This window comes from Paenarthrobacter sp. YJN-D, from assembly GCF_015040335.1.
GTDB lineage: Bacteria > Actinomycetota > Actinomycetes > Actinomycetales > Micrococcaceae > Arthrobacter > Arthrobacter nicotinovorans.
The window spans coordinates 3071182-3083642 of the sequence record NZ_CP053549.1; the positions used below are offsets into that span (position 1 = coordinate 3071182).

At 62.7% G+C, this 12461-nt stretch carries 13 protein-coding genes; 1 reads left to right on the forward strand and 12 read right to left on the reverse strand.

Annotated features, from left to right (window positions below):
• From rplP to rpsJ, 9 genes are read right to left on the reverse strand one after another with little or no spacing between them, the layout of a single operon-like run.
• A complete protein-coding gene (gene rplP / locus HMI60_RS14245) occupies positions 1 to 417 on the reverse strand; it encodes a 50S ribosomal protein L16 (protein ID WP_003803795.1) in 417 nt (138 codons plus the stop codon).
• Positions 418 to 1239 carry a 30S ribosomal protein S3 gene (rpsC, locus tag HMI60_RS14250; RefSeq protein WP_011775589.1) on the reverse strand — a complete coding sequence of 274 codons (822 nt, stop codon included), beginning with the start codon at positions 1237 to 1239 and terminating at the stop codon, positions 418 to 420.
• Positions 1240 to 1605: a 50S ribosomal protein L22 gene (gene rplV, locus HMI60_RS14255; RefSeq protein ID WP_018776683.1), complete on the reverse strand. Its 366-nt coding sequence runs from the start codon at positions 1603 to 1605 to the stop codon at positions 1240 to 1242. It abuts the gene before it with no gap.
• A 39-nt stretch (positions 1606 to 1644) separates the two neighbouring features.
• Positions 1645 to 1926 (reverse strand): 30S ribosomal protein S19, encoded by a 282-nt coding sequence (gene rpsS / locus HMI60_RS14260; RefSeq protein ID WP_011775591.1) that lies wholly within the window; start codon positions 1924 to 1926, stop codon positions 1645 to 1647.
• Between the two features lie 12 nt (positions 1927 to 1938).
• On the reverse strand, positions 1939 to 2778 hold the full coding sequence (gene rplB / locus HMI60_RS14265) for a 50S ribosomal protein L2 (RefSeq protein WP_011775592.1): 840 nt from the start codon (positions 2776 to 2778) through the stop codon (positions 1939 to 1941).
• 29 nt (positions 2779 to 2807) lie between these two features.
• On the reverse strand, positions 2808 to 3113 hold the full coding sequence (gene rplW / locus HMI60_RS14270) for a 50S ribosomal protein L23 (protein WP_011775593.1): 306 nt from the start codon (positions 3111 to 3113) through the stop codon (positions 2808 to 2810).
• The gene (gene rplD, locus HMI60_RS14275) at positions 3110 to 3727 is read right to left on the reverse strand and encodes a 50S ribosomal protein L4 (protein WP_018776684.1); all 618 of its coding nucleotides are present in this window, start codon (positions 3725 to 3727) and stop codon (positions 3110 to 3112) included. Before rplD ends, rplW begins: the two co-directional genes overlap by 4 nt.
• Before the next feature lie 4 nt (positions 3728 to 3731).
• On the reverse strand, positions 3732 to 4382 hold the full coding sequence (rplC, locus tag HMI60_RS14280) for a 50S ribosomal protein L3 (protein WP_018776685.1): 651 nt from the start codon (positions 4380 to 4382) through the stop codon (positions 3732 to 3734).
• Between the two features lie 17 nt (positions 4383 to 4399).
• On the reverse strand, positions 4400 to 4708 hold the full coding sequence (gene rpsJ / locus HMI60_RS14285) for a 30S ribosomal protein S10 (RefSeq protein WP_003803825.1): 309 nt from the start codon (positions 4706 to 4708) through the stop codon (positions 4400 to 4402).
• A 383-nt stretch (positions 4709 to 5091) separates the two neighbouring features.
• Here rpsJ and HMI60_RS14290 point away from each other — a divergent pair, with 383 nt between their 5' ends.
• Positions 5092 to 6525, forward strand: a complete 1434-nt coding sequence (locus tag HMI60_RS14290) for a GH1 family beta-glucosidase (RefSeq protein ID WP_018776686.1) — start codon at positions 5092 to 5094, stop codon at positions 6523 to 6525.
• Positions 6526 to 6612: 87 nt separating this feature from the next.
• Here the strand turns inward: HMI60_RS14290 and HMI60_RS21180 are convergent, their stop codons facing one another.
• The 3 genes from HMI60_RS21180 to tuf all read right to left on the reverse strand — a co-directional run bounded on the left by HMI60_RS21180 (position 6613) and on the right by tuf (position 12313).
• Positions 6613 to 6738: a hypothetical protein gene (locus HMI60_RS21180; protein ID WP_255520211.1), complete on the reverse strand. Its 126-nt coding sequence runs from the start codon at positions 6736 to 6738 to the stop codon at positions 6613 to 6615.
• A gap of 28 nt (positions 6739 to 6766) precedes the next feature.
• Positions 6767 to 10966, reverse strand: a complete 4200-nt coding sequence (locus tag HMI60_RS14295; protein WP_227453539.1) for a hypothetical protein — start codon at positions 10964 to 10966, stop codon at positions 6767 to 6769.
• A gap of 156 nt (positions 10967 to 11122) precedes the next feature.
• Positions 11123 to 12313, reverse strand: a complete 1191-nt coding sequence (tuf, locus tag HMI60_RS14300) for an elongation factor Tu (protein WP_018776689.1) — start codon at positions 12311 to 12313, stop codon at positions 11123 to 11125.
• Positions 12314 to 12461: the final 148 nt, after the last annotated feature.

Consider the following 12461-nt stretch of genomic DNA (forward strand, 5'->3'; position numbering starts at 1 on the left):
CTATTCACCACCTTCGCGACGCACAATGCGTGCCTTCAACGGCAGCTTGTGGATTGCCAGGCGCAGGGCCTCGCGAGCTACCTCTTCATTGACACCGGAGAGTTCGAAGAGAACCCGGCCCGGCTTGACGTTTGCGACCCACCATTCCGGAGAACCCTTACCGGAACCCATACGGGTTTCAGCAGGCTTCTTCGTCAGCGGACGGTCCGGGTAGATGTTGATCCAGACCTTGCCGCCACGCTTGATGTGGCGGGTCATCGCGATACGAGCGGACTCGATCTGACGGTTGGTTACGTATGCCGGGCTCAGGGCCTGGATACCGTACTCACCGAAGCTGACCTTCGTGCCGCCCGTAGCAGCGCCGGAACGACCCGGGTGGTGCTGCTTACGGTGCTTGACTCGACGTGGGATAAGCATTTAAGCCTGTCCTCCTTCTGCTGCGGGGGCAGCAGCTTCAGCGGCCGGTGCTTCAACGGCAGCAGGTGCTGCCTCAGCTGCCGGACGGTCGTTACGACGACGGCGGTCGCCACCCGGGCGGCCCGGACGGTCTCCTGCACGGCCACGGGACGGAGCAGCAGCTGCCTGCTGAGCCAGTTCCTTGGCGGTTACGTCACCCTTGTAGATCCAAACCTTCACACCGATGCGGCCGAAGGTGGTCTTGGCTTCGTAGAAGCCGTAGTCGATGTTCGCGCGGAGGGTGTGCAGGGGCACACGGCCTTCGCGGTAGAACTCCGAGCGGGACATTTCTGCGCCACCCAGACGACCCGAGCAAGCAACACGGATGCCCTTGGCACCCGCACGCTGTGCGGACTGCATGGCCTTCTTCATCGCACGGCGGAAAGCCACGCGGGAAGTCAGCTGCTCAGCGATGCCCTGGGCAACAAGCTGTGCTTCCATCTCGGGGTTCTTGACCTCGAGGATGTTCAGCTGGACCTGCTTGCCCGTGAGCTTTTCGAGCTCGCCGCGGATGCGGTCTGCTTCGGCGCCGCGGCGACCGATGACGATGCCCGGGCGTGCCGTGTGGATATCCACGCGGACACGGTCACGGGTGCGCTCGATCTCGACCTTGGCGATGCCGGCGCGCTCCATGCCGGTGGACATGAGCTGACGGATCTTGATGTCCTCGCGGACGAAGTCCTTGTAGCGCTGTCCGGGCTTGGTGCTGTCAGCGAACCAGTGCGAAACGTGGTCGGTGGTGATGCCGAGTCGGAACCCGTGCGGGTTTACTTTCTGTCCCACTTAGCGAGCCTCCTCTTTCTCGGGGGTTGCCACGACCAACGTGATGTGGCTGGTCCGCTTCCTGATGCGGTAGGCGCGGCCTTGGGCACGCGGCTGGAACCGCTTCATGGTCGGGCCTTCATCAACGAATGCTTCGCTGATGAACAGGTCGCTGTCGTCGAATGCAACGCCGTCACGGTCCGCGAGGACACGTGCGTTGGCCATTGCCGACTGAAGTACCTTGAATACCGGCTCCGAAGCTGCCTGGGGGGCAAACTTCAGAATTGCCAGAGCCTCATTCGCTTGCTTACCACGAACAAGGTTGACGACGCGCCGGGCCTTCATAGGCGTTACGCGGATGTGACGCGCAATAGCCTTGGCTTCCATTGCTTTCCTTCTCTCGTCTAAGACGTAAAGTCAGGCGCCTTAGCGGCGCTTGCCCTTACGGTCGTCCTTAACATGGCCGCGGAATGTCCGCGTGGGAGCGAATTCGCCGAGCTTGTGCCCGACCATCGACTCTGTGACAAACACCGGGATGTGCTTGCGTCCGTCGTGTACGGCGATCGTGTGCCCGAGCATGTCGGGGATGATCATCGAACGACGGGACCAGGTCTTGATGACGTTCTTGGTGCCCTTATCGTTTTCCCGTGCGACCTTCACAAAGAGGTGCTGGTCAACGAAAGGACCTTTTTTCAGGCTGCGTGGCATGTGTCCAGGCTCCTATCGCTTGTTCTTGCCAGTACGGCGGCGACGAACAATAAGCTTGTCGCTCTCTTTGTTCGGACGGCGGGTACGGCCCTCAGGCTTGCCGTTCGGGTTAACCGGGTGACGTCCACCGGAAGTCTTACCTTCACCACCACCGTGCGGGTGGTCAACCGGGTTCATGGCTACACCACGGACGGTCGGGCGAACGCCCTTCCAGCGCATGCGGCCGGCCTTGCCCCAGTTGATGTTCGACTGCTCGGCGTTGCCGACCTCGCCGACGGTTGCGCGGCAGCGCACGTCAACGTTGCGGATTTCACCGGAGGGCAGACGCAGCTGGGCGAAACGGCCTTCCTTGGCAACGAGCTGTACCGAAGCACCTGCGGAACGTGCCATCTTGGCGCCGCCACCCGGACGCAGTTCAACTGCGTGGATTACGGTACCAACCGGGATGTTGCGCAGCGGCAGGTTGTTGCCCGGCTTGATGTCAGCGTCGGGGCCAGCCTCGACGAAGTCACCCTGGGACAGCTTGTTGGGGGCGATGATGTAACGCTTGGTGCCATCAACGTAGTGCAGGAGTGCGATGCGAGCCGTGCGGTTCGGGTCGTACTCGATTTCGGCAACGCGGGCGTTGATGCCGTCCTTGTCGTGACGACGGAAGTCGATCAGACGGTACTGGCGCTTGTGCCCACCACCCTTGTGACGGGTGGTGATCTTACCGGAGTTGTTACGGCCGCCGGTCTTGTGCAGCGGACGCAGCAACGACTTTTCCGGAGTCGATCGCGTGATTTCAGCAAAGTCGGCTACGCTCGAGCCGCGACGGCCCGGGGTAGTCGGCTTGTATTTACGGATTCCCATAATTTATTTCCTCGTTAAAGTGGTCTCCGCTACGCGAGCGGACCGCCGAAGATGTCGATTGTGCCTTCTTTGAGGGTGACAATCGCACGCTTGGTGCTCTTGCGCTGTCCCCAGCCGAATTTGGTGCGCTTGCGCTTACCGGCACGGTTGATGGTGTTGATCGAGTCAACTTTGACCGAGAAGATCTTCTCTACGGCCAGCTTGATCTCGGTCTTGTTCGAGCGAGGGTCCACCAGGAAGGTGTACTTGCCTTCGTCGATCAGACCGTAGCTCTTTTCCGAAACGACGGGTGCAAGCACGACGTCGCGCGGATCCTTGATGGTGGTTACGCTCACTTGGAGGCCTCCTCGTTCTTTGCCTTGTCAGCGACGAACGCCTCGAAAGCAGCCTTTGTGAAGACCACGTCGTCGGAGATGAGCACGTCGTAGGTGTTCAGCTGGTCTGCGTACAGAACGTGAACATCCTGGAGGTTGCGCACGGAAAGTGCAGCAACATCGTTGGCGCGCTCGATAACGACGAGCAGGTTCTTGCGCTCAGTGACAGAGCGCAGCGAAGCCAGTGCGTCCTTGGCGGACGGCTTGGTGCCGGCTACCAGTTCAGCGATGACGTGGATGCGTCCGTTGCGGGCGCGGTCAGACAGGGCGCCGCGGAGTGCAGCAGCCTTCATCTTCTTGGGGGTGCGCTGGCTGTAGTCACGAGGTGTCGGACCGTGGACAACGCCACCGCCGGTCATGTGAGGAGCACGGATGGAACCCTGACGGGCGCGGCCGGTGCCCTTCTGCTTGAACGGCTTGCGACCTGCACCGGAAACCTCGGCGCGGGTCTTCGTCTTGTGAGTACCCTGGCGAGCAGCAGCGAGCTGTGCGACGACGACCTGGTGCAGCAGCGGCACGTTGGTCTGGACGTCGAAGATCTCTGCAGGCAGGTCTACCTTGACAGTGCTAGTCATTGAACTAGGCTCCCTTCACGGCGGTGCGTACGAGTACGACCTGGCCGCGGGCACCGGGGACGGCACCCTTGATAAGGAGCAGCGACTTCTCAACGTCAACAGCGTGAACCGTGAGGTTCAGCGTGGTGTGACGCTCGGCGCCCATGCGGCCGGCCATTTTCAGGCCCTTGAAGACGCGGCTCGGGGTGGATGCGCCACCGATGGAGCCAGGCTTACGGTGGTTCTTGTGGGCACCGTGGGAAGCGCCAACGCCGTGGAAGCCGTGACGCTTCATAACACCGGCGAAGCCCTTACCCTTGGAGGTGCCGACGACGTCGATCTTCTGGCCGGCTTCGAAGATCTCAACAGAGAGCTCCTGGCCCAGCTCGTAGGATGCGGCGTCTGCGGTACGCAGTTCGACGACGTGGCGGCGAGGGGTAACGCCAGCCTTTTCAAAGTGACCAGCCAGCGGCTTGGTGACCTTGCGGGGGTCGATCTGGCCGTAGCCGATCTGGACGGCGACATAGCCATCGACATCTGCGTTGCGCAGCTGCGTGATGACGTTGGAGTCAGCCTGGACGACAGTTACCGGGATGAGCTTGTTGTTCTCGTCCCAGACCTGGGTCATGCCGAGCTTCGTGCCCAGCAGGCCCTTTACGTTACGGGTTGCGGTCATAGTCTCTCAGCACCTCCCTAGAGCTTGATTTCGATGTTCACGTCTGCAGGCAGGTCGAGACGCATAAGCGAGTCAACGGCCTTCGGCGTGGGGTCGATGATGTCGATCAGACGCTTGTGAGTACGCATTTCGAAGTGCTCACGGCTGTCCTTGTACTTGTGAGGAGAGCGAATAACGCAGTAAACGTTCTTCTCCGTGGGCAGCGGCACCGGGCCGACTACCGTTGCGCCTGCGCGCGTGACCGTCTCAACGATCTTCCGCGCTGAAACATCAATGACCTCGTGGTCATATGACTTCAGCCGGATGCGGATTTTTTGTCCCGCCATGTCGCCTGACTCTCTTTCAGCTAGTGCTGCTCTAGTTAGGGCTGCTCTGTTTACTTACCTGTTGATGTGGCCGCCGAGGCGTTTGAGGTTTTACCACCACACGCCGCACAAGCTGAATCCGGATATTCCCGGGTTCCTCAACCTGCCGGCGCACCGACCCCCGCGGTCGGGCGTGTCGCGATTTCCACGCAGACTCGACCGCATTCCATGGGGTTCAGGGTTATGTTTGGGCTTCAACCTGGACCCTGACACCCGGCATTATCCGGATCGGGACACGAAGAAGCGCTTGAACAACTCATCCAGTATGGCGGAAATCCGGAGCAAAGGCCAATCGGCCCGCATTGGGCATTGCCCGGCCCCCGCCAACTGGGGATGATGGTGGCATGTCCGTCCAGGATTCAGGCTCAGTGGAAGATCTCGCTGCACGCCTGCGGCCTGGTTTCACATTAGGGGTAGCGGCGGCCGCCTTCCAGATTGAGGGTTCCCTCACGGCTGATGGACGCGGCCCGTCCGGGTGGGACGCTTTCGCGGAAAAGCCAGGAGCAATCGTCGACGGCGGCTCCCCCACCGTGGCGTGCGACCATTACAACCGCGCGGATGAAGACATAGCCCTGATGCAGGAGCTGGGCGTCGATTCCTACCGTTTGTCATTGTCATGGCCGAGGATCCAACCCGACGGTCGGGGCGCGGTCAACCAGCGCGGCCTGGACTTTTACGACCGCTTGTTGGACAAGCTCCTGGCCGCCGGCATTTCACCCATGGTCACCCTGTACCACTGGGACACCCCGTTGGCCCTTGAACATGAGGGCGGCTGGATGAACAGGGACACTGCCCAGAGGCTCGCCGAGTATGCCGCTGTGGCCGCACGCCGGTTCGGCGACCGGGTGGACCACTGGGTCACAGTGAACGAGCCCGTTTCCGTTACCCTGCAGGGTTACGCATTGGGTGCGCACGCCCCGGGCCGCCAGCTCCTGTTCGACAGCCTGCCTGCAGCCCATCATCAGCTGCTGGGCCATGGCTTGGCAGTCAAAGCACTCAGGGCAGAGGGGGCCAAGGGCAAGATCGGTCTGTCCAATATGCACTCCCCCGTACGGCCGGCCAGCAACCGGCTCTCGGACCGTCTGATGGCTGAGGCCTTGGACCTGATACTGAACCGCATTTACGCCGACGCGGTCCTTCTTGGCCAATACCCCAAGCCTTCGCTTCCCCTGTGGCCTTGGTTCCGCTCCCTGGGTCCCGTGCTCGACGGTGACCTCGAGACAATAAACCAGCCCTTGGATTTCTACGGCTTGAACTACTACTACCCCATCAAGGTGGCTTCCGGGCGGGGGCCTGCCGAGATCCCTACCGGGCAGGCAGAAGAGATGGCCAACATCCCTTTCCACCTTGCCGCCTACCAAGAGTACGAGACCACCGGCTTCGGCTGGCCCGAGGCCCCGGAACAACTCGCCACGGTTCTCCAGGAGATGAAGCAGCGGTACGGGGAGGCCCTGCCACCAATTTTCATCACGGAGGGCGGCGCGAGTTTCCCGGAGCCCGCCCATGTCGACGGACCTGTCCCGGACACCAACCGCATCGCGTATCTGGCTGAGCATCTGGGCCACGCCGTCACCGCGACGGGTCCCGGCGGCGCTGCGGAAGGCGTGGATCTGCGCGGTTATTACGTGTGGACGCTCCTGGACAACTTCGAGTGGGCAGCGGGCTACTCGCAGAGGTTCGGCCTGGTCCACGTTGACTTTGAAACCCTGGAACGGACCCCGAAGGAATCGTTCTACTGGCTCAGGGCGCTGGCTCGCGCGCGTAGCCGCAACGAGTAGCGCAGCAGGGTTAAATCGCTACCGGGTTAAATCGCTATCGGGTTTGACCGCGGGCGCTGGTCAGGCAGCCGGCGTCACCGCCCGAAGCTACTGGTTCTTGTTGGCGCGCCGGATGCGCTTGGCACGCTCGATCTCTTGCCGGAAGTTCTTGCGCCCCCACAGCACCCCACCGCCGATGGCCGCTATCACTGCCAGGAAAATCAGGAATTCCACACCGTGCTCCTCTTCGTAGAATCCAACCCTATCGGACGCCACCATAGCCCCGCGAGGACGCCGTGTCATCCGAACCATCGTCGGCGGCCGGGCCTTGGGGACCAGCGGGCGGCTTACGGTTCAAGCGCCACACCGCAAGCACAATGAGGCCCACGGCTACCAGGGCCAGCATTGCGAAGGCATAGGTGCGAAGCGCCCACATGATGCTCAGCACCACGCCGATGGCCCCCCAAGCCACCAGCAGGCGCTCGGCTACGACAAGTCCCACGGCGAGCAGCACCACGTGTGCCACAAGTACATAGAGTTGCTGCCCGGAGCTTCCACCGAAGATGGTGCCCGCGGATGTCAGGGACAGGATCCCGGCTCCGATGCACAGGCGCAGCAGGCCTTCCCCGCGCTGTCCCCTGATGTAGCGCAGTCCTGCCAAAACAGCAGCTGCCACGACGTACCACTGGGCAGTCCAGAACCAGTCGGGGCTGGCACCACCAACGAACAGCAAAGCCCGCTGCAGGGCAGCCACGGCTATCACCCCGGCAACTTCTCCGGCCAGCCATTTCCCTCGGGGAACTTCAGCCACCACCACTGCGCCCGCAGCCAACACCACTACGAAGGCCATCAGGGCAGTCTCGTCGTGGATCATACCCGCCACCGCCGCGGTCGCCAGGCCGGCGACCGCGGTGCCGGCCAGGGATCTCTGGCGCCATAGCTGACGGCGAATCGAAGGCGGGCCAAAGACCTTCGCCGCGTACAAGCCGGCTGCCGTACCTCCGGCGCCCAGGAGCCAGACGGCGTAGTGGGCCCACACGTCCGACGGCAGGTTGCGGAGCAAGCCCTCGACGGCGGGTACCGCACCAAACAGGGCCGCTGGTGCGGCCGCAGCGTAAAGACGAGGCAGGCGTTCCACGTGGGAGGCAGCGAACAGGACGCCGGCCAGTGTCAGCACCGACAACCCGGTCAGGGCGTAGTCAATGCGCAAGGTCAGCACACCGCCGACGAGAACGAAGGCCAGCGACGACGCCAACCAGAACCAGCGCTCCGCCGCGATCAGGGTCGTCGAGCCAGGCTTTTGGATCCGCGGCGGGAAGGCAATCCGGAAGACAACCAGGCAAGCAGCGAGTCCGAACAAGGCCACGGGCACCTGCGACCCATTCAAGAGCGGCTGGGCCAGCCACGTATAAGAAGGGAATCGAAGCGCCGGCCCCGAAACCAGTACCAGGACCCCGACAGCAGCGGCACCCAGGTATTGGGCGCCACGGAGCCCAAGGAACCGCCAGGCGATAGCCACCGCTGCCGGGACGATGACCAAGCAGGCCATGACCACCCAACGGCCGCCGCCGTCGTAATCCCCGGACGCCAAGTAGGTCAAAGGAAGCAACAGTTGCGCACCCAAGGCGGCCCACGTCGTCGGTTGTTGGAAGGCAACATCAACGTGGCGGTGACGCAGATATAAGGTCACAAGGTGCTGGAGCAGCAGAAGCAGGGCCAGCACGATGGTCACAGCAGCCGACGAGTCCGTAGCGTCCGCCACCACTACGGTGATGAGGGACGCCCCGAGAATCCGAAGCCCCAGCAGATAGGCGCCACGTATGCGGGAATCCCGGGCCAGGCCCATCATGACGGCGCTGCAGCCGGCAAAGATGCCCAGGAGGATCTCGACGTCGCGGACGTGCCCGAGCCGAAGCGGCAAAAGCAGTGCCAACGCTGCCGGAGCAAAAATCCAGGCGCCAGCGCGACCACGCAGGGCCACGGTGCACGCCGCCGCAGCGAAAGCGGTGGCGACGGCTGCCACCCCTGCTTGCCAACTGTCCCTGGGCAACCACCCTCCCGCTGCCACAGCAAACGACAATGCGGTGGTGGCTCCCGCCATGACCGCGACCGTCACCGCTGCGTCCACCACGGAAGCCCGAGGGAACCTTTGCTGGAACCGGCCTGTCAGGGGGAAAGCCAACTGCAATGCTGCAGCAACTGCTACGACAAGCGGAACGCCAGGGGTCTCCCCCGCGATCTGCAGGTTCCACCCACCACGCAGCGCGTCCACATAGGCAGAGGCCATCAGCAAGGTTCCGGCCGCGCGTGCAAGCCACCAGTACCCCTGGCGAGGATTCGCCGACCGGACCCGCAGCGCGGTAACGCCGAAGTATGCGGTTGTTACCAGGAGCACCAAGTTGGCCAATGTGAGTGATACAGCAGCAGCGGCGGCTACGGCACCGGCAACGATGGCAGTGACGGGGGCCAGCACCTCCCCGACGGTTGGCGTCCACGTCTCCCGGCCGGTTCCGACGCCCTTTCCCGAGGGCAAAAGCAGCATTCCGGAGGCCAGCCCCGCGGCCAGGACCAAAAGAACCGCCACCGAAACACTCGGACGCCCCGCGGCGTGGTCAACGAAGGGCAGCAGCAGGAGCGTGGCCATCGCGACGCCCCCGAACACAGCTGCAGTTGCCTGCGGTGCCACAAGCCGGACACCGCGCCGCCTCATTATTGCACTGCCAAGTTCCTGAACGGCCGCCGCAGCAATAAGCGCCAGCAGGGTGTAGGCAGCCCTTTCCTGGCTGTGCTCAAAGATGGCTGCCACAGTACTGGGGACGGCCGCGGTCAGTGCTATCCGGCCAGCCAGGACCAAGTGCTGACGGTTGGCTGCTGGTCGAAGCAAAGCGGTCAGAAGCCAGTAGGAACCAGCCGCTGCCAAGAGCACGGCAACCGGCAGTGCCCCCAACAGGACTGCGAAGACGAGGCCGGTCCCCGCGACGGCAGCTGGCGCAAAAAGGACAGCGGCGGCGGGCACCGGTCCCCTGGCAAGCCTCCAACCCAACACCATGGAGGTCAGCATGCTCACGTACAGGGGCATCTGGACGGGGAGATCGAAGTTGCCGAAGCCCAGAGCCGCCGTCAGTACGGCAGCGGCCGCCAGTTGCAGGCCCCAGCACGACACCGCGTCATTCCATCGCAGGCGGGGAGCCAGCATGGCGCCACCGAACGCAACCCCCAGTGACTGGACGCCGAGGCAGAGCACCGCCGCCAGCAGCACTGCGCTGACGTCGGCTGTGGCATCCCACACCAGACCCAGGAAGGACAGGGTCAGCGCCGCCCTGGCCGCATAGAAGTGTTGAAGCCTGTACCGGGCGCGGGGCACCAGGACCATCACTGTGAAGTAGCAACCACACATCAGCATCACCAGGGCATACTCACCGTGGGACAAAAGGTGCGGCGTGCAGGTCACTGCCAAGGCCACCAGCGGAACAACATAGGGGTGCAGCACCATCAGGGGGCGCACGTAAAGCGGAGGAATCCAACGTGGACGAAGCAACGCACCCAATGTCAGGACGATGGCAACACCGATGAGCGCAGTAAAATACCACACCAGCGCACCGCCAAGGATGGAGACTCCCGACCATGCGGTGGAGACAACGAAACTGATCGACAAGTAGGCCAGGATCTTGTTGTCCAGCTTGACCGCCGTATACGCATAGACCGCGGTCCCCAGCAATGAGGTGGCCAGCCAGGCAGCGGGGCCGTTGTGCAGAACGAAGTTGTACATGGCAAGGCCGGTAACGGGAATGAGGGCGAGTCCGGTCCCTACAAAGGCCGTGGCCGCCGGCCGCAGTCGCGGGATCTTCGCATGGATAACCAATCCCGAGACGTAGAACAACGCCGTGATGAACCAGATCCCCGCGAAACGGAACAGTTCCGGAAGACTGGTTCCTACAAACAGGGCCCCCGCGGCCACCAACAGGAGGCTGGCGACATAGAGGGTGATGTTGATGTTCTGTTGGTCGCGGCGGGCTTTCCTCGCCGCCACCTCTGCGGGCGACTCCCGCACCGGCGGTGGTCCCTGCACCGGGGGCGGACCCTGCACCGGTGGCGGCCCCTGCACCGGGGCTCCTGCCGGCTGGGCCGGCCGCTGATGTACGGGCGCTGGCCCTGCATACGAAGGGCGCCCGGGTGGGAACGGCACAGGGACGGGCTGGGGTGCAACAGTCCCCTGGCTCGTGGGCAGGACAATGGCAGGCGCAGGCTGTGCCGGTGGCTGTGCACTGCTCCCTTGGCGCTTGGCCTCGGCGTCACGCCAACCTGCCATATGTCCGGCCAGGTAGCCCGCCTGGTACTGGGCGCTCGGCATCCCGGGGCGGGTGCCATCGCGAAGCGCCGCCCGGCGCCCTTGGCTCCGGCCCAATGCATTGCCGACCACCCCGGCTATGGCAAGAAGCATCACGATCAGCAGGGCGTTCATTGTGACTCCTCGGTATCACTGGCATAGGGCGTCAACCAGCGTTTTATCCATTCGATAGATAAATAATAGCAAAGAAGAACCCCACCACAGAAGCGGTGGGGTTCTTCCGAGCAAACTACCGGCTGGGCCGGGAGATCACCGATCTACAAGCAGTGACTACTTGATGATCTTGGTGACACGTCCCGAACCAACGGTGCGGCCGCCTTCGCGGATAGCGAAGCCGAGGCCCTCTTCCATAGCGATCGGCTGGATGAGCGCAACGGTCATCTCAGTGTTGTCGCCAGGCATAACCATTTCCGTGCCTTCCGGCAGGGTGATAACGCCGGTTACGTCCGTGGTACGGAAGTAGAACTGCGGGCGGTAGTTGGAGTAGAACGGGTTGTGACGTCCGCCTTCGTCCTTGGAAAGGATGTAGACGTTTGCCTCGAAGTCGGTGTGCGGGGTGATGGAACCCGGCTTGACGACAACCTGGCCACGCTCGACATCGTCGCGCTTGAGACCGCGGAGCAGGAGGCCACAGTTCTCGCCGGCCCATGCTTCGTCGAGCTGCTTGTGGAACATCTCGATACCGGTAACCGTGGTCTTCTGGATCGGGCGGATGCCAACGATCTCGACCTCGGAGTTGATGGCGAGGGTTCCACGCTCGGCGCGGCCCGTAACAACGGTTCCACGACCGGTGATCGTGAAGACGTCTTCGATCGGCATCAGGAACGGCTTGTCGCGGTCACGTACGGGGTCCGGAACGGACTCGTCGACAGCTGCCATCAGGTCCTGGACGGACTTGACCCAAACCGGGTCGCCTTCCAGAGCCTTGAGACCGGAAACGCGAACAACCGGAGCCTCATCGCCATCGAAGCCCTGCGAGCTCAGGAGCTCACGAACTTCCATTTCGACGAGGTCGAGGAGTTCTTCGTCATCAACCATGTCGGACTTGTTCAGTGCGACCAGCAGGTAGGGAACACCAACCTGGCGGGCGAGCAGAACGTGCTCACGGGTCTGAGCCATCGGACCATCGGTTGCAGCAACCACGAGGATTGCGCCGTCCATCTGGGCAGCACCGGTGATCATGTTCTTGATGTAGTCAGCGTGACCGGGGGCGTCTACGTGTGCGTAGTGGCGCTTCTCGGTCTGGTACTCCACGTGGGAGATGTTGATGGTAATACCGCGCTGGCGCTCTTCCGGAGCGGAGTCGATCGACGCGAAGTCGCGCTGCTCGTTGAGATCCGGGTACTGGTCGTACAGCACCTTGGAAATGGCGGCAGTCAGCGTCGTCTTACCGTGGTCAACGTGACCAATGGTGCCGATGTTGACGTGCGGCTTAGTCCGCTCGAACTTTGCCTTTGCCACAGGTTCCTCCTAGAACGATTTCAAGTGAAGTGCTCCTCGGCCGCGCTTTTCGCGGCAGAAACTTTAGCAAGTCTACTTGGGGGCTTGGTTTTGGTGAAATTGCAGATTCAGGAACCAATGATAGTTCCTAGAGCCTGTTTGCGCAGGG

What these genes read in the sequence shown, in the direction of transcription:
- rplB (WP_011775592.1), bottom strand. Translation starts at nt 2,778, where the DNA reads ATGGGAATCCGTAAATACAAGCCGACTACCCCGGGCCGTCGCGGCTCG.
- rpsJ (WP_003803825.1), bottom strand. Translation starts at nt 4,708, where the DNA reads ATGGCGGGACAAAAAATCCGCATCCGGCTGAAGTCATATGACCACGAG.
- rplV (WP_018776683.1), bottom strand. Translation starts at nt 1,605, where the DNA reads ATGGAAGCCAAGGCTATTGCGCGTCACATCCGCGTAACGCCTATGAAG.
- rplP (WP_003803795.1), bottom strand. Translation starts at nt 417, where the DNA reads ATGCTTATCCCACGTCGAGTCAAGCACCGTAAGCAGCACCACCCGGGT.
- rplD (WP_018776684.1), bottom strand. Translation starts at nt 3,727, where the DNA reads ATGACTAGCACTGTCAAGGTAGACCTGCCTGCAGAGATCTTCGACGTC.
- rpsS (WP_011775591.1), bottom strand. Translation starts at nt 1,926, where the DNA reads ATGCCACGCAGCCTGAAAAAAGGTCCTTTCGTTGACCAGCACCTCTTT.
- HMI60_RS14295 (WP_227453539.1), bottom strand. Translation starts at nt 10,966, where the DNA reads ATGAACGCCCTGCTGATCGTGATGCTTCTTGCCATAGCCGGGGTGGTC.
- rplC (WP_018776685.1), bottom strand. Translation starts at nt 4,382, where the DNA reads ATGACCGCAACCCGTAACGTAAAGGGCCTGCTGGGCACGAAGCTCGGC.
- HMI60_RS14290 (WP_018776686.1), top strand. Translation starts at nt 5,092, where the DNA reads ATGTCCGTCCAGGATTCAGGCTCAGTGGAAGATCTCGCTGCACGCCTG.